The 17,177-nt window shown below is 35.5% G+C and carries 21 protein-coding genes; 18 read left to right on the forward strand and 3 right to left on the reverse strand.

Annotation, left to right across the window (positions count from 1 at the left end; genetic code table 11):
• Positions 1-440 precede the first annotated feature (440 nt).
• Complete coding sequence (locus J2T59_RS09025; RefSeq protein ID WP_259135609.1) at positions 441-923, forward strand: metal-dependent transcriptional regulator; 483 nt, start codon at positions 441-443, stop codon at positions 921-923.
• A gap of 77 nt (positions 924-1,000) precedes the next feature.
• On the opposite strand, the gene J2T59_RS09030 is transcribed toward J2T59_RS09025, so the two are convergent.
• The 3 genes from J2T59_RS09030 to J2T59_RS09040 form a co-directional block, all read right to left on the reverse strand.
• Positions 1,001-1,231, reverse strand: coding sequence for a ferredoxin (locus J2T59_RS09030; RefSeq protein ID WP_259135610.1), 231 nt, complete (start codon positions 1,229-1,231; stop codon positions 1,001-1,003).
• A 117-nt stretch (positions 1,232-1,348) separates the two neighbouring features.
• The gene (locus J2T59_RS09035) at positions 1,349-4,210 is read right to left on the reverse strand and encodes a DEAD/DEAH box helicase (protein ID WP_259135611.1); all 2,862 of its coding nucleotides are present in this window, start codon (positions 4,208-4,210) and stop codon (positions 1,349-1,351) included.
• 13 nt (positions 4,211-4,223) lie between these two features.
• Positions 4,224-5,039 (reverse strand): metallophosphoesterase, encoded by an 816-nt coding sequence (locus J2T59_RS09040; RefSeq protein ID WP_259135612.1) that lies wholly within the window; start codon positions 5,037-5,039, stop codon positions 4,224-4,226.
• A 147-nt stretch (positions 5,040-5,186) separates the two neighbouring features.
• On the opposite strand from J2T59_RS09040, the gene J2T59_RS09045 reads away from it, so the two are divergent.
• From J2T59_RS09045 to rplX, 17 genes are all read left to right on the forward strand, one after another.
• The gene (locus J2T59_RS09045) at positions 5,187-6,095 is read left to right on the forward strand and encodes a hypothetical protein (protein WP_259135613.1); all 909 of its coding nucleotides are present in this window, start codon (positions 5,187-5,189) and stop codon (positions 6,093-6,095) included.
• A gap of 89 nt (positions 6,096-6,184) precedes the next feature.
• Positions 6,185-7,132 carry a deoxyhypusine synthase gene (locus J2T59_RS09050; RefSeq protein WP_259135614.1) on the forward strand — a complete coding sequence of 316 codons (948 nt, stop codon included), beginning with the start codon at positions 6,185-6,187 and terminating at the stop codon, positions 7,130-7,132.
• Between the two features lie 5 nt (positions 7,133-7,137).
• Positions 7,138-7,794 (forward strand): orotidine-5'-phosphate decarboxylase, encoded by a 657-nt coding sequence (gene pyrF / locus J2T59_RS09055; RefSeq protein ID WP_259135615.1) that lies wholly within the window; start codon positions 7,138-7,140, stop codon positions 7,792-7,794.
• 251 nt (positions 7,795-8,045) lie between these two features.
• Positions 8,046-9,863: an indolepyruvate ferredoxin oxidoreductase subunit alpha gene (iorA, locus tag J2T59_RS09060; protein ID WP_259135616.1), complete on the forward strand. Its 1,818-nt coding sequence runs from the start codon at positions 8,046-8,048 to the stop codon at positions 9,861-9,863.
• Positions 9,860-10,456, forward strand: coding sequence for an indolepyruvate oxidoreductase subunit beta (locus J2T59_RS09065; RefSeq protein ID WP_259135617.1), 597 nt, complete (start codon positions 9,860-9,862; stop codon positions 10,454-10,456). Before iorA ends, J2T59_RS09065 begins: the two co-directional genes overlap by 4 nt.
• Before the next feature lie 546 nt (positions 10,457-11,002).
• Complete coding sequence (gene rpl3p / locus J2T59_RS09070; protein WP_259135618.1) at positions 11,003-12,016, forward strand: 50S ribosomal protein L3; 1,014 nt, start codon at positions 11,003-11,005, stop codon at positions 12,014-12,016.
• A 6-nt stretch (positions 12,017-12,022) separates the two neighbouring features.
• Positions 12,023-12,781 carry a 50S ribosomal protein L4 gene (gene rpl4p / locus J2T59_RS09075; RefSeq protein ID WP_259135619.1) on the forward strand — a complete coding sequence of 253 codons (759 nt, stop codon included), beginning with the start codon at positions 12,023-12,025 and terminating at the stop codon, positions 12,779-12,781.
• A 1-nt stretch (position 12,782) separates the two neighbouring features.
• Positions 12,783-13,031, forward strand: coding sequence for a 50S ribosomal protein L23 (locus J2T59_RS09080; RefSeq protein ID WP_259135620.1), 249 nt, complete (start codon positions 12,783-12,785; stop codon positions 13,029-13,031).
• 11 nt (positions 13,032-13,042) lie between these two features.
• Positions 13,043-13,756 (forward strand): 50S ribosomal protein L2, encoded by a 714-nt coding sequence (locus J2T59_RS09085; protein ID WP_259135621.1) that lies wholly within the window; start codon positions 13,043-13,045, stop codon positions 13,754-13,756.
• Between the two features lie 15 nt (positions 13,757-13,771).
• Positions 13,772-14,185 carry a 30S ribosomal protein S19 gene (locus J2T59_RS09090; RefSeq protein ID WP_259135622.1) on the forward strand — a complete coding sequence of 138 codons (414 nt, stop codon included), beginning with the start codon at positions 13,772-13,774 and terminating at the stop codon, positions 14,183-14,185.
• A gap of 10 nt (positions 14,186-14,195) precedes the next feature.
• Positions 14,196-14,651 (forward strand): 50S ribosomal protein L22, encoded by a 456-nt coding sequence (locus J2T59_RS09095; protein WP_259135623.1) that lies wholly within the window; start codon positions 14,196-14,198, stop codon positions 14,649-14,651.
• Position 14,652: 1 nt separating this feature from the next.
• The gene (locus J2T59_RS09100) at positions 14,653-15,573 is read left to right on the forward strand and encodes a 30S ribosomal protein S3 (protein WP_259135624.1); all 921 of its coding nucleotides are present in this window, start codon (positions 14,653-14,655) and stop codon (positions 15,571-15,573) included.
• Positions 15,574-15,575: 2 nt separating this feature from the next.
• Positions 15,576-15,779 carry a 50S ribosomal protein L29 gene (rpmC, locus tag J2T59_RS09105; RefSeq protein WP_259135625.1) on the forward strand — a complete coding sequence of 68 codons (204 nt, stop codon included), beginning with the start codon at positions 15,576-15,578 and terminating at the stop codon, positions 15,777-15,779.
• A gap of 1 nt (position 15,780) precedes the next feature.
• Positions 15,781-16,077 (forward strand): ribonuclease P protein component 1, encoded by a 297-nt coding sequence (gene rnp1, locus J2T59_RS09110; RefSeq protein ID WP_259135626.1) that lies wholly within the window; start codon positions 15,781-15,783, stop codon positions 16,075-16,077.
• Positions 16,078-16,083: 6 nt separating this feature from the next.
• Positions 16,084-16,413, forward strand: a complete 330-nt coding sequence (locus J2T59_RS09115) for a 30S ribosomal protein S17 (RefSeq protein WP_259135627.1) — start codon at positions 16,084-16,086, stop codon at positions 16,411-16,413.
• Positions 16,410-16,808 carry a 50S ribosomal protein L14 gene (locus tag J2T59_RS09120; protein WP_259135628.1) on the forward strand — a complete coding sequence of 133 codons (399 nt, stop codon included), beginning with the start codon at positions 16,410-16,412 and terminating at the stop codon, positions 16,806-16,808. Before J2T59_RS09115 ends, J2T59_RS09120 begins: the two co-directional genes overlap by 4 nt.
• Positions 16,809-16,820: 12 nt before the next feature.
• Positions 16,821-17,174, forward strand: coding sequence for a 50S ribosomal protein L24 (gene rplX, locus J2T59_RS09125; RefSeq protein WP_259135629.1), 354 nt, complete (start codon positions 16,821-16,823; stop codon positions 17,172-17,174).
• Positions 17,175-17,177 lie beyond the last annotated feature (3 nt).

Consider the following 17,177-nt stretch of genomic DNA (forward strand, 5'->3'; position numbering starts at 1 on the left):
AAAAAAAAAAAAAATAAAACAAGAACAAAAAAAAAATAAAGAACAATAAAAAATATTTAAATGACAATATACTATAAAATAAAGCAATTAACAAATAAATAAGCATTTAAAAATGTTAAAATAAAAATTAAATTTGATATTAAACTATTTAGATAATTAAAGTACATATTAAATCTTTAATAAGAGAAATATTTCTTATAAATAATTATTTACTGGGATTCAAAATCTGAGACATATTACATTACTGGAAATTCTAAACGCTAAAGATGCTTATTATAAAATAATTAAATCAAAATCTGCCTGACTTAGGTAAACGTTCTGATTCATACTTTGATTTGTTATTGAAAGGGACATTTTTATCTAATTCATAGCTTAACATAAACCTTATATAATCTGAAAAAAATATCCTAAAATAATTAGAGAACCCAAAATTGATTCATATGGTAACTGAAAGAGAAGAGGACTATTTGAAAGTAGTTCACGAACTTATAGAACAAAAAGGCTATGTAAGGGTAAAAGATGTATCTAAACAGTTAGATGTAAGTCCTTCAAGTGTAACGGAGATGTTTCAGCGGATGGATGATGCTGGATATATCAACTATGAGAAGTATGGTGGAGTAACTCTAACTGACAGTGGGACTGAAATTGCTAAAAGTACTCAGAAAAAACATGGCGTAATCAAAGATTTTCTTGAAATATTGGGTGTTCAAGAAAAAATGGCTGATGAAGACGCTTGTAAAATTGAACACGTATTAACTTCTGATACTCTTGACACTCTCACTAAATTTGCTGACTTTATTAATAAAAATAAAGAGGCAGCTACCTGGCTAGATCATTTTAGACATTATCATGAAACTGGATACTATATAGATGAATATCTAATAAATACTAATCAGTGTCCAATACATAAAAAAAAGAAATAATGTTATTTACTTTATCAAGTAAATAGTCTTTTTTTAAAATGCTATTTGATTTATCTTGTAATTACCTAAGGTTCTGATTAACCATCGTTACCAATAGCATCTACAGGACAATCCTCAATTGCTTGCTCACAACTTTGAACTTCTTCTTCCGTATCTGGCTGCTTGAAAACAAAAGCTTTTGTTTTTTTATCATTCATTTTAAAGTTAGTTGGTGCTCTATCTAAACAGAGCTCACATCCTGTACATTCTTCATCTACGTAATAATCACCAGATACATTTTCAGGAACTTTGTCAGCATTATCTGCCATTTTCTTATCCTCAAGCTTTATTAAAACATCATAAATTGTATCTCATATTTAAAAGTAACTGGTGACATTATTGAAGTAACCTTTATCTATGTATCAAGATAAATTATTAGCTAAGACTTAGTCCCAGAACTGTTTTGTTTTAGCGTAATTTCTTTCCGCTAGAAGTATATCTTTATAGAACAGGTCTTCATCAATTCGCATCTTCTCAATTACTCTAGATGCAGTATCAGGGCCTATGCCCCTGCTTGCAAGTGCTATAACTGCTTTTTTTCCTTGGGCAAGAACTATATTTGCATTTCGATGAACTCTTCGTATACGTTTAATATTTTCTGCAGAGTTTGTTTGACCAACTTGTTTTACAAGTTTTATTTCTTCATCTTCCCATGGTTTTAAAGCAGCTATTGAACGTGATTCGCATATTGGGCAAATTGGTTTTTCTTCTACATCTTTGACTTTTCTACGAGATATCCACTTTTTACAATTTACACAAAATAATATAACTTTGTCATTCATAATTCGTTCTTTTAAAGCCATAAGAATTGAGTGATCAGCATTTTCAGGTGCTATTAATTCCTTTTTCATGGAGAAACCTATCTTAGAAATAGGTGACATATTACCAGTTACTATTGCAATCTCACCATTGCTAATTTTAGATAAAACATGTTGAGTATTTTGTATATCTAAAATATCATGGAAAATTTCATTAACCACTTCATCGTACATTGGGGTATCTTTATAGATTTCCATAAGTTTTTTCATACTTATTTTGTTGTAATCTATTTCTTTACTTAAAGCTCCAAATTTTCGAGCTATATGTACCATTTTCCATTTTATTAGAGTGGTATTTTTCAAGGTAATTTCAATAAGTGGTTTTAGATGATGTGGTTTTAACTCTAGCAAAAGCTCTTTTAGTTGATTGCTTGATATATTATGCTGAAATGTCAATTTAATACGATAAGGGTCAATTTCTTGAGCTATTGAACTTCCAAAACGTGCTGAGAGAAGTGATGTTATAACTCTGGCAAGTGTTTGGTTAGTATTGTGGCCAAAACATGTGTTTATAGTAATTTCACTAAGATTAGAAGATTCTATTGTGATTGTATTATTGTCTGGGATCACATGTTTTTTCATGACCTGCTCATTAATAACATCAACTAATAGAGTAGCTCCATTGTAATCTACAGGATACTTAAATGCTATTTTATTTATAATGGCCTCGGGGTCATCCTTTGTCATGATTTGTTTGGCTATTTTTTCTCTTAGGCGGCCAACTTCTTGTGCAATCTCAAAAGGTACTGGTATTTCTTCGCCTACCCAACTTGGTATTTCTCCAGTACCCTTAACAGGCTCTACCTTAATTCTTCCTTTATCTGTCTGTAACTCAATAATCCTCCACATTTCACCCCGGGTAATGAAAACTGCACCGTTATATGCAAAATTTATTACGAAAGCTTCGTCTAATGTACCTACTGTTTTACCAGTAACAATATCAAAGACCTCATATCTTTTTTCATCGGGAATCATTGAAAGGTTATCATAATAATAGATACGACTATTTCTTCTTCTTCCAATTTTGTTCAAGTTCTTCTCATGCCAAACAAGTCTATATTCGGAAACTTGATCAACTATAGCTTCTAGTTGTTCCTTTTCTAAATTTCTAAAAGGAAATGATCGATTTACAACTGAATAAATTTTATCTATACTAACTTCACCAAAGTCAATGACCATCCCAGCAATCTGGTTTGCTAAGACATCAAAAGAACCCACATGGTAATTTACATTTTCTATGTTACCATTTAAAGCCGATTTGACAATTGCCATACTTTCCACGACGTCATCAAAATCAAGAGCAATAATGGTTCCTACAGATATCTCATGTATTTTGTGACCAGCTCTTCCCACCCTTTGTAATAATCTTGCTATCTGACGAGGTGATCCATATTGTACTACATGATCTACTCTACCAATATCAATCCCTAGTTCCATAGAAGAAGTACATATGAGCCCTTTCAATCTACCAGATTTAAAGTCTTCTTCAGCTGCTAACCTTGCATCAAATGAGAGTGAGCCATGATGAACGCCAATAGGTTCTTCTAGTGCTCTAAATCCTGAGGCAAGAGCTTCTGCACTTTGTCTAGTATTAACAAATATCAATGTTGAATTGCTTCTGTTAACTATTTTAGATATTATTCTAAGGTGTGATACAAATTCAGGGTCATATCCTATTTTCTTACCTAAACTTATATCGGTATTATTTTTTATAGGAGTCATTATGCTAAATTCTAATTTTTTGAGCATATCAACTTCTATTACTATTGCTTCTCTATATGTTCCAGCTAGGAATTTAGCAATATCTTCAGGATTTCCTACAGTCGCGGATAGTCCTATTCTTTTAAATTCCCCGGATATTTCCACGAGCCTCTCAAGTGCTATAGATAGTTGACTACCTCTTTTAGATCCTGCGAGTTCATGTATTTCATCAACAATTACATGATCAACTTCTTTTAGATTAATTCTTAATTTTGACCCTGTGAACATCGCTTGCAATGTTTCAGGGGTTGTTATTAGAAGGTCTGGAGGTTTGCGTGTTTGTTTCTGTCGTTCATATTTTGATGTATCTCCATGACGGACAGCTACAGTTATGTTCAACTCTTCACTCCACCATTCAATTCTAGATAACATATCTCTGTTTAGTGCTTTAAGTGGAGTTATGTATAATGCAGTTATTCCATTCAAGTTATGGTGTCCTTCATTTTCCATTTTTTTCTTTTTCTTGACTAAAATATCATGAAAAATAGGCAATATCGCACTTTCGGTTTTACCAGAACCAGTAGGAGCTATCAGGAGCGTATTCTTACCTTGGAGAATTAAAGGGATGGATTTTGCTTGCGGCTCGGTAGGTTCCATAAACCCTTGTTTTTTTAATGCTGCCTGTATTTCAGGTAAAAGCTGATTAAATTGATTGTTCTTAATTGCCATTGTACTCAATTTATTATTTTTTGAATCGACTTACTTTTTTAATATCTTTTACTTTACCTAACCTTGTTCCATCTAATAAATATATTTCAGCATTATAAAAATCCACTAAACCTGAAGTGAAGGCAGGTCCTATTAGATTATTTTCATCAATTTCATTTATTGAGATCCCACCACATATATCATTAAAAGGTGGCATTATTATAACTTCTGACTTAGCTAGCATATCTATATTGGTATCCAGATTAGAAAAAAAGTTGTTCTTCGAGGTTGAGATTGTTTTTATATCAAATTTAGACCGAACCCAAACATAATCAGAGTATGTATATCCCAATTTATCTCTAAATCGGATTGTAGGATGGTTGTGAGCTGTAATTACATAGGGTGCTTCTAAAATTTCAGGGTTAGGCCATGTATGACCATGAAAATAGCCAATACCATCAATACATCCACCTTTTGATGAATGTAATGCTATATTCTTATTCCCATACAATAACTCAATTCCTCCATCATGATTTCCAGGGAATATGTCTAGAGGTATTTTATCAGCTATAGTGTTTAGAAATAAAGGTACTTCATTTCGTTCTTGCCATGATATTGATGGTACATTATGCTTGATATCACCAACAAAAACAAGCCTATCTGGATTATGTTCATGAATTAAAGCTTGGACTTTATCCAAATGTCTTGTTGTTAAGGTAGGTATAGAAAAACCACTTTTGTACAAGTCCCACTCTATTCCTAAGTGTATATCAGCAATAGCTAGAATTTTAATCTTATTCTCAATTATCAATGCCGGTTTGTTAATAATAGGAATGACTCGGATTTTCATATTAATTAGTTATGTTAACTGTTTGCTTGAATTTAATTATTGATAGAATTTGTTGACAGGTTATTTATTGGAAGAGTTGATATGGAATAAAACAAATAATGGTTGGAATATATAAGTATTAGCTAACTGACATTAAGAGCATTTATTATGTCTTGCTATGACAAACTGATTGCACCTATAAACAAAGAAATATCGTTCATAGAACAAATACCTGTGATTGAAGGGTATGTTCTTGTAATTGGTGGAGGGAAAGTTGGTACTAGGTTCATTGAAGAGACTGACCCAGAAAGGTATCCTTTTGTAATCACCATTGATATTGATCCAAATGCAAGTTCATCTAGATCAGCTCATTTAATTCAAACAGAAACAGAATTATCTCAAGTACTCCAACAAAAAACATACCATTGCGATGAATATGGAGACAAAAAAAGAAATTATTTTTTTGCATCTGACTTGAGTATAATTCCTTTTATTTTATCTCATGGATTCCCTGAATATATTGTTCCTGCAGTTCCTGTACATATTGCATCCAAGATAGTGCTTGATTTTGCATCCTCTGCGTTTCAAGTTAAATCTAATAGTACTAACACTCCACTGCATAATTTGTCCACAACCAAATTCGGTGAACACCTAGATTATTTTAATGATATTATAGCGTGCTTACCAGAGAATTTGATATACTCTTATAATAAGGAAAAGGGAATGATAATCTTATCATACACAAAAGAAAATGAAATATGTCCTGATGAATGTACTGGTCATTCTAACTACTGTCCATATTTTGATAGAGAGAAAGATGGAGACTCAATTGAGCACGTGAAAAACCTTCAAAAACATTATTTAGGATGGGTTTTTGAAAGTTATCAGATTGGAGCTGGACTTGGAGGTATTAGTGGGTTAGAAACAAAAACGAACTTAATTGAGATATTGAATTATTTTGTCAACACTCTTTTGTTAGATCAAACTTTTATTTATCAAGGTAATTTGTTTATAGCTACTTCATGCAAGTGCCACGGTATAATTGATTTGTTCAGCTATGACTTATCAGTGATTTAGTTTTAAGAGCCTTTATTTGAATTAAAGATAAAGCTTAAAGTAAGTTATATTCATTAGGTCTATGATAACTATTGAGAGGTATTCAATAAATGCACATTAGAGAGGATGATGATAAACTAAATGTTCCTATTGACCCTATTAGGATATCTGCTGATATGGATGTAAACTCACTTGTAGAACAAATGAAAGGTTGTGCATTTGGTGCAGGAAGGGTCAGCGAAGCTGTTGATATTTACTGTGAAATGATAACTGAAAATACAACTAAATTTTTTGGACTTGCTGGTGCAATGGTTCCTGCTGGTATGCGCCACATAATTTCTGATATGATAATGGAAAAGAATATCGATGTTCTTGTGACTACCGGTGCAAACATGGTTCATGACCTGATAGAAGCACTAAATCTCCATCATTACAAAGGATCATCTATAGTCAATGACATATCTCTTAAAGATGATGAAATAAATCGTATATATGATGTATATCTCCCTGAAAATCATTTTGTTGATCTTGAAGAAAAGCTTCAATCTATTTTTAATGAATTTGGGGATGAAAGAAAGTCTATACGTGAACTTCTTACATTTATAGGTGAAAATCTAGACGATAAAAACTCTATTCTCAAATCAGCTGCTGATAATGATGTGCCAATCTACTGCCCTGCTATTCAGGATAGTGTTATTGGACTACAAGCATGGCTGTATAAGCAACTAAATCCACTAAATATTGATGTTTTTGGGGATATGAATGAATTTTTTGATATTTGTTACTCTGCAGAGAAAGCAGGTGCATTCTTAGTAGGCGGAGGCGTTCCAAAGAACTATATTTTTCAATCGATGCTAATTACACCGAAAGAATTTGATTATGCTATTCAATTAACAATGGACACTCCAGAGACAGGAGGACTCAGTGGCGCTTCACTTGATGAAGCTGTTTCTTGGGGGAAAGTAGGTGATTCGGCCAAAGCAGTAACTGTTTACTCAGACGCCACAATAACTCTACCTCTGATTATCGCTGCATCGAAATGTCGTTTGAGGAGTTGAGATACATGGAAAAAAGAACAAGATTGATTCTTTCATTAGATGTAGTTGATCAAGAAGAAGCATTTGACATAGTCAAGAAAACATATATGTATGTAGATGCCATAAAAGTAGGATATCCATTAATACTTGGTAGTGGTATTGATATCATTTCCAAAATAGCTGATTATTGTGAAGTGATTGCAGACTTCAAGGTTGCTGATATACCAAATACCAGCAAAATAATATGTGAACATGTTTTTAATGCAGGTGCAGATGCAGTAATAGTTCACGCATTTCCTGGAAGAGATAGCTTGAAGTCGTGTATTGAAGTAGCCGAGAAATTTAATAAAGAGATTTATGTTGTCGTGGAAATGAGTCATCCGGGTGCAATTGACTTTTTCCAAGATATATCCGATGAACTAGCAAAAACAGCACTTGAACAGAATGCTACTGGAGTTGTAGCTCCTGCTACTAGACCTGAATCATTAAAAAGGATACGAAAAATAATTGGTTCTAATCTAAAGATAATATCGCCTGGTGTTGGTTCTCAAGGAGGTAAGGCTTCAGATGCTATCAGGGCAGGTGCTGATTGGATAATTGTTGGTAGAAGTATATATGGTGCGCAAGACCCAGCACAAGCGGCAAGTTTTATAATGAAAGAAATAGCCAATATAGACCTTTAATTCAGTGTGCCAATGATGAAAAATTTTTAACTGAAATAATGATGAACCCTATGAGTTCTGAGGTACTCTGAATTATATTCTTATGCTTATAATGGGCTGACTTTTTGTATATGTGTCCATTTTATTAAATTCAATAATCTTAAAACCAGTGATTTATACTGAATAATCATGTAGTTAATGCTAAATTTATATATTAGATGGTGCTTTAGTTGTGCAAGAATTTTACAATCATACTTTAATAGGAGATTAAAATGAAAGACCGTGAATATATGCTTGGTAATGCTGCAATTGCAAGAGGTATCATAGAAGGTGGTGGGAAAGTAATTTCTGGATACCCTGGTACTCCTTCTTCTGAGATAATAGGCACACTGGCTTCTATGAAAGAAAGAGATTTTTATGTTGAATGGTCAGTTAACGAAAAAGTTGCTTTAGAAGTTGCTGCTGGGGCAGCAATGGCGGGTACTAGGTCAGTTGTTACAATGAAACACGTTGGTCTAAACGTAGCTGCAGATCCACTTATGACCTTGGCTTACATGGGTGTTGAAGGTGGTATGGTTATTATAGTCGCAGATGATCCAGGTTGCCATTCATCACAAAATGAACAAGATACACGTCGCTATTCAGAATTCTCAATGCTTCCGTGTTTTGATCCTGCAACACCACAAGAAGCAAAAGATATGGTGTCTGAAGCTTTTTCATTTTCAGAGAAATTTCAGTTACCTGTAATTTTTAGATCAACAACTCGTATATCTCACGGCAAGTCTGATATCACTTTAAATGATATTGATATCAACACAAAAACGCCCTTTTTTACAAAAGACGTTGATAGATGGGTAATGATACCAAAAAATGCTTGTGTAAGACATCCTCAATTAATAGATGTTCAGGAAGATATCAAGAACGAACTTCAAAATTCAAGATGGAACAAACTAGACTTATCTGAGAGTTCTACTATTGGTATAATAGCTGCAGGTATTGCTTCAGTCTATGCTGAGGAAGCCATGATTGATCTTGATGTTGAGGCATCATACCTTAAGATAGGCACATATCCTTTACCAGATGATTTGATTAGCAAAATGCTGGATAAAGTAGATGAAGTTTTGATTATAGAAGAATTAGAACCTTTTGTTGAAGATAAAGTGCGAGCAATCTCAAATGATTTGAATAAGGCTATTAAAATATATGGTAAAGATCCTAAGCTTATACCAAGGGATGGAGAACTTAATGTAAATATATGCAAAATTGCCATTTCGAATGCATTTAATGTTCCAGATAAAAATAACTATTATGATTATGCTGATAAAATAAATTCTTTATCAATTCCTGAGAGACCCCCTGTAATGTGTCCAGGGTGTTCTCATAGAGCAACATACTATGCGATGAGAAAAGCTTTTGGATCTGACGCTATTTACCCAAGTGACATTGGTTGCTATACATTAGGAGTTCAAAGTGGCACTGTTGATACAACTCTATGCATGGGTGGAAGTATAACAGTTGCTTCAGGTATATTTAATGCAGGAGAAAAAAGGCCTATATGTTGTTCAATAGGTGATTCAACTTTTCTTCATACTGGAATTAATGGATTGCTCAACGCTACTTACAATAAATCTAACATAACCATAACAATTCTTGATAACAGAACTACTGCTATGACAGGTCATCAACCAAATCCTGGTATGGGACAATTAGCTACCGGAGAAAAAACAATTGAAGTTTGTTTTGAAGGCCTTTGCAAAAGTCTTGGGGCAGAATTTGTTGAAACTGTAGACCCATTTGATATTCCTTCAACAATAGAAGCTTTTAAGAAAGCCAGGGACTATGAAGGTACTTCAGTGATTATAGCAAAACAGCCTTGTGTTATTTTATCAAGAAGGATGGGCGTTAAGAACCTACCATTCCATATTTTTATAGACAAGTGTAATGGTTGCAAGGCATGTATCCGACTAGGATGTCCTGCAATAGAATTTGATGAAGAAAACAAGTATGCTAAGATTAACTCTATGTGCACTGGCTGCGGATCATGTGTCCAGATGTGTAAATTTGATGCGATTGTGGAGGTTTCAAAATGAGTAATAAAGTATCAAAATTTGATTTGATTATATCAGGTGTTGGCGGACAAGGGACTATACTAGCCTCGGACATTATCGGTAAGACTGCTGTGATCTCGGGATATCATGTTCGTGCAGCTGAGACACATGGGATGGCTCAAAGAGGTGGTTCTGTAGTTAATCATGTAAGGATTGGTTGTGATTATGGTTCACTAATTTCTATTAATGGTGCAGATTTTATGATAGCACTTGAACCATCGGAATCCGTACGGTATTTAAAATACCTAGCACCTGGAAGTAAAATTATTATTAACACAGAGCCTGTTTATCCAGTAAGTGTACTGTCAGGAAAATCTTCATACCCAGCTATATCAGATATATTAAATATACTTGAAAAGGATCATGAAGTAATAGCCTTTAATGCGACAAAACTAGCAGTAGAAGCAGGGAACCAGCAAGCAATGAATGTGGTGATGGTTGGTGCACTTTCTAGATATCTCCCATTTGATGAGAAGGTCTTGTTTGAAAGCGTTAAGTCAATAGTTCCACCCAAAACACTTGATGTGAATAAAAAAGCATTCATGCTTGGCAATAAAATAATGGAAAGTCACTGATATAATATCTTTTATATCATACTCATTATCTAATACAATTGTGTTCTGTAAATATTTAAAATAAAATCTATTTTTGCATATTTCATCATTTCATGCACAGTATTTATATATGTGTTCTTTTATTTACTTTCCATAAATAGATAATATATCTAGGTTTGCAAGTTGCAGACATCTAGTAGGACAATATAGTAGTGTGAATATGTGTTGGATTTAACATCAAGTTGTGGGCCAATTCTTGGAATGCCCATCTCTGATAATTTTAGAGGACAACTCGATGTGTAAATCTTTTCGAGACGACCACTGTATAATGTTTAAGCTGTGAACAGAAGTAAATCCTAGCAGCAACAGAACTAGCTCAAGCAGTTAGGGAATAATGCAAAAGGGATCTTACTTTATTCGAACTCATCAACTATAATAATTGAGAGTTTCTGACATGTTTGTGGTTTGACTTGTTCTCCTACTTGTCCAAGTTAAATCAGTAACTAAAAAAAATAATAACTGAAATCAAAAAAAACTAAATTAATTGTATGATCAGGAGGATAAATTATGGCACAAGGACACAGACCACGGCGAGGCTCTCTCGCATACAGTCCACGCAAAAGAGCGAAAAGCCACATAGCCAAATTCAACTCATGGCCTGAGTCTACTGGTGAACCTAAGCTTCAGGATTTTGCTGGTTATAAAGTGGGTATGACTCATGTAATCATGATTGACAATGTCAAGAACAGTTTAACTGAAGGTGCTGAAATATCAGTGCCCGCAACTATAATTGAAACGCCGGCTATTCGTGTTGCTGCAATTAGAGCATATGCAGAGGATACATATGGTAAAAAACCTATTTTTGAAGCATGGGCATCTGAATTTGATGAAAGCCTTAACAAGAATTTGTCTTTGCCTAAAGACTACAACTCAGAGGAAGCTTTAAGCAAACTATCAAAACTAATAGAAGATGGAAATGCTACTGATATTAGAGTACTCACATATACCATTCCAAAAACTATCACAGGCATTCCAAAAAAGAAACCTGACATGATGGAGACAGCTATAAGCGGATCTGACTTAAAATCAAAATTCGAGTATGCTAGCTCTATCTTGGGTAATGAAGTTCAAATAACTGATATATTCAATCCAGGCACTTTTGTTGATGTTGCTTCTATCACTAAAGGTCAGGGTACACAAGGACCAGTCAAAAGGTGGGGAATCCAACTTGGGAAACAAAAACACTCAAGGTCTGGAAGTGTAAGGCAAGTAGGGACACTTGGGCCTTGGAGACCTGCACATGTTAGCTGGAGAGTTCCGCAAATGGGTCAAATGGGCTATCATCAAAGAACTGAATATAACAAAAAGATTTTAAAAATGTCTGACGATTTAGATGAAATAAATCCAGCAGGTGGTTTCATCAACTATGGACTAATTAGAAGCTCTTACATTTTAGTAAAGGGAAGCATCCCTGGTCCATCGAAACGACTAGTTAGATTAAGGGATCCAATTAGGCCACGTGGCAACAGTGTTGGAGAACCTCAGATCGTTCACATTAATAATATGTCTCGACAGGGGTGAATTCAAATGACCAAAGCAAAAGTTATTGATTTATCAGGTAAAGAAAAAGATGAAATTGAATTACCCGAAGTATTCAATGAAATATATCGACCAGACCTCATTAAAAAAGCAGTTCTTTCACTCCAATCACTAAGATATCAGCCATATGGTCCAAGAGCAAGATCTGGTATGGATACATCTGCTCAGTCGTGGGGATCGGGCAGAGGTGTAGCACAAATTCCAAGGATTGCTAATGGAAGTAGGGCTGCAAGAGTACCACAAGCCGTAGGTGGAAGAAGAGCACATCCTCCAAAAACAGAAAAAAATGTAGTTGAAAAGATTAACAAAAAGGAGAAAAGGTTAGCTTTTAGATCTGCAATCGCAGCTACAATTGACTATGAGCTGGTATCTAAAAGGGGTCATAAATTTGACACATCTTTTCCATTTGTTGCAGCTGATGAGATGGAAGAACTATCTACCACTAAAGAGGTTGCAGAATATCTAATCAATTCAGGTCTTTATTCAGACGTAATTCGTGCAAAGAATGGACGAAAAATCCGTGCAGGTAAAGGCAAAGGTCGAGGTAGGAAGTATCGCCAGAAAAAGAGTATTTTGATTGTAACAGGTTCCCAAGTTCCATTATTGAAATCGGCAAGGAACCTTCCAGGAGTTGATGTTGTACCAGTGAATTCACTTAATATAGAACAACTAGCGCCAGGTACACATGCTGGAAGACTAACGGTTTGGACTGAATCTGCAATATCCAATTTAGAAAGGGGTATTTAAAATGGGAGCAATAAAATTTCCATTCATTACAGAAAAATCGATGGCTCATCTAGATGACAATAAACTTCAATTCATTGTTGATACGAGAGCAAATAAACATCAGATAAGATCCGATGTAGCAGATATGTATGGGTTCGAAGTAAAGTCTGTATGTACAATGACTACTATGAAAGGCAAGAAAAAAGCTGTAGTAACATTTGAAGAACCTGATGCAGCACATGAAATAGCTACAAGACTTGGTTTAATGTGAGGTGAGATTGTATGGGTAAAAGAATTATATCACAGAATAGAGGTAGAGGTTCTCCAAATTATAGAGCTCCATCTCACAAGGCTAAAGGAAGTATCAAACATCCAAAAACCGATCAAAATGATACAATCTATGGAAAAGTTACATCATTAAAACATGATTCATCAAGATCAGCTCCAGTTGCAAGAGTACTGTTTGATAATGGTGAAGAGCGCTTTATCTTAGCCCCTGAAGGAATCTCAGTTGGAGAAAAAATTGCGTGTGGAATAAGTGCCGACATAAAACCAGGTAACGTTCTCAACTTATCAGAAATACCCGAGGGTGCACCAGTTTGTAACATAGAATCAAATCCTGGAGATGGTGGCAAATTTGCTAGATCCTCAGGAGTTTCAGCTACTTTAATAGCACATGAACGTGGTAGAGTTGTAATACAAATGCCATCAGGTGAGCTTAAGTGGCTAAATCCGAAATGTAGAGCAACTATAGGGATTGTTGCTGGAGGAGGACGTGTGGATAAACCATTCCTCAAAGCAGGCAAGAAATATCATAAACTAAAAACAAGAGCCACTAAATATCCACGAGTATCAGGAGTTGCTATGAATGCCGTAGATCATCCATTTGGTGGAGGTAACCGTAAACATCCGGGTAAGCCTACAACTATAGGAAGGAATGCACCACCTGGTAGAAAAGTGGGTCAAATAGCTGCAAGGAGAACCGGAAAACGTTAAAACTGAGGTGTAATTATGGCAAGAAAAGCAACATCAAGATTACCAAAAAGGAAAGGTGAATTCACTTATAGAGGCAAGACAATAGCCGAGCTTCAGAAACTAAGCCTTGAAGAATTCACAGAACTTTTACCTTCTAGAGAAAGAAGAAGCTTGAACCGAGGTTTCTCAGAAGGTCAAAAAAAGATATTAAAACAAATAAGAGACGGTAAAGATAATATTAGGACACATCAAAGAGATATGGTAGTTCTACCTGAAATGGTAGGTAAGACTATTGAAGTTCATAACGGCAAAGAATTTGTTAGGGTAGAGATAGCTCCCGAGATGGTAGGACATAGATTTGGTGAATTCTCGCTAACAAGGAATAGAGTTAAGCATGGAAGTGCTGGTGTTGGTGCTACACGTTCCAGTAAATTTGTGCCACTGAAATAAGGTGATAAACATGGCAAGGATAAAATATACTGTAGAACTTGAGGAAGACTCTACTTCAAGAGCGATGGGTTCAGAACTTCATATATCTCCAAAAAAATCGAGGGAACTCGCAAAAGCAATAAAAGGAAAACGTACAAAAGCTGCTCGAAAATATTTAGAGGACGTAACCGCTCTTAAACAAGCGGTTCCTTTTAAACGACACTGCGATAGTCTAGGACATAAAAAAGGTTCAATGGCAGCTGGAAGATATCCTGTAAAAGTGGCACATGAATTCCTTAAGATTTTAAAGAATGCTGAAAGTAATGCAGAATATAAAGGACTTGACTCAGAAAACATGTACATTGCACATGTAGCTGCAAAACGTGGGCGAGTTATACGTGGTATGAGGCCAAGGGCTCGTGGGAGAGCTACTCCTAAAAACACAGAGACTGTATATGTAGAGATGATATTAAAAGAGGTGCTCTAATATGGCAATCGAGAAAAAGTTCGTACAAGATGGCTATGTAAAAGCCTCAATGAACGAATACTTTGCAAAACAATTGAGTAGAGCAGGCTATGGTGGAATGGATCTTAATAGAACTCCCATGGGTACACAAATAACAATCTATGCTGAAAAACCTGGTATGGTTATTGGGAAAGCAGGTAAGGTTATTAGGCGTTTGACACGAGATGTTGATAGACTATATAACCTAGACAATCCACAAATTGATGCCCAAGAAGTAAAAAATCCAGCACTAAATGCTCAAATAATGGCATCAAGGTTAGCCTCATCTATAGAAAGAGGTTGGTATTTTAGAAAAGCTGGTCATAATGCAATACGTGCTATCATGAGTGCAGGCGCATTAGGATGTGAAATTGTAATTTCTGGAAAACTTACGGGTTCAAGGTCACGAGTTGAAAAAATTGTTGATGGTTATATTAAACATGCAGGTAAGCCTGTGGATGATATAGTCAATGAAGGCTCTGCAACAGCCGTCAAGAAACTTGGTACTATTGGATGCGTGGTAAGGATAATTCCTCCAGGTGCGGTTCTTCCAGATGACTATAATCTAATAGATGTGCCTGTTGAACCTGAACAAAAACAAGAACCAGTAGCTGAAAAGGCACCTGGGATCGAAGAGATGGTTGAAGAAGAAGTTCCTGGTGAAACAGTATCTGAAGAAGAGGCTGTAACCGTAAAAGAAGAGACGGTCGATCCAGAAGAGCCAGTTGAAAGTTTAGAGGAAGATAATACTGAAGAAACTTCAGAAGAATCCGGTCCAGAAGAAGAACCTCAAGATGAAAAACTTCCAGAAGAAGAACGCAGATATTCAGATGGAACTTGGCAACATAAACACGAAGGCCATAAATATTGGCATCCAATGGCCCGTATCCATAGGGAGGACTAACGATGGCAATCCTTCGAAGACAAGAAATCAGGAACATGTCCCCAGAAGAAAGAACAGATGAACTTGAAAAAATGGAATCTGAGCTAATTCGAGAATATGCTCTCGCATCAGCTGGTGGGGCACCTGAAAATCCCGGAAGAATAGGCGAATTAAAGAGGACTATCGCAAGGATTAAGACGATTAGGAATGAATTAAAGGAGAATTGAAGTGAAGATTTCACCTTCAAATCTAATTTTTCATGAAATAATAGGTCTTAATGTACAAATACAAGATTCCAGTAACAAGTACAATATAGGAATAGATGGAAGAGTTGTGGATGAAACTCAAAACACAGTGGTTATTGAAACAGATAAAGGTGAAAAAAGAATTCAAAAGAAAGGCACTAAGTTTGTTTTTCAAATCCATTACAACTCCATTCCAAAAAAAGTACAAGTTGAAGGCAATCTTTTACACTCACAACCCGAAAATAGAATCAAGAATATTATGAAAATACGCATGAGGTAATTATCCATGGTACGAGATATTGGTCTGGATATTCCGGCTCCTCAAGAAGAATGTGACGACGCTAATTGTCCCTTTCATGGGTCACTTAAGGTCAGAGGTCAAGTTCTTTCAGGTAAAGTCATCAGTGATAAGATGGCAAAATCAGTCGTAATCCAGAAAAGTCATGAAAAACTGGTAAAAAAATACCAGAGATATGAAAAGAGACAATCAAAGATCCATGCACACAACCCACCTTGCATAGATGCACAAGTTGGTGACATGGTAACAATAGCCGAGTGTAAACCACTCAGCAAAACCAAATCATTTGTAGTGATTAAGGCGGAGGAACAGAGATGAAAGGAATGCGATCGCGAATTCCACGAGCATTGAATGCAGGTGCGAATATAGCTTGTGTTGATAACACCGGCGCGCGTACTGTTGAAATCATTTCTGTAAAAAAATATCGAGGTGTAAAGAACAGACAGCCAAAAGCAGGAATTGGAGATATGTGTGTGGTTTCTGTGAAGAAAGGAACTCCTGAAATGAGGCGACAAATATTGCATGCAGTTGTAGTACGTCAGAAAAAAGAATTCAGAAGACCAGATGGACTAAGAATATCTTTCGAGGACAATGCGGTTGTTATCACAGATGATTCTGGTGTTCCTAAAGGAACTGATGTAAAAGGACCGATTGCAAGAGAAGTGGCTGAAAGATATCCTAAAATAGGCACTACAGCATCAATTATAGTGTGAGGTGTGATTAAAATGGTATCCAAACAACCAAGAAAACAAAGAAAAGGACGGTTCAATGCACCTCTTCATGTACGACACAAATACTTAAGAGCTCCACTTTCCAAAGAACTTCGTGAAAGATATGGTCGAAAGAATGTTCGTGTTGCAGTAGGAGATTTTGTTAGCATCATGCGTGGAGATTTTGTAGGAATAAAGGGAGAAGTTGAAGAGGTTTCTTTGAAGAAAGGAACAATAGCAGTAGAAGGTGCAATCTCTATAAAGGCAGATGGTACCGAGGTAGCGCGACCGATATACCCTTCAAATGTAATTATAACAAAGCTGGATTTGAAGGATGAAAAGAGAAAAGCCAGACTAAGCAATGAATAAAGG

It is taken from the genome of Methanosalsum natronophilum (assembly GCF_024808815.1).
In the GTDB taxonomy this organism is placed as follows: domain Archaea; phylum Halobacteriota; class Methanosarcinia; order Methanosarcinales; family Methanosarcinaceae; genus Methanosalsum; species Methanosalsum natronophilum.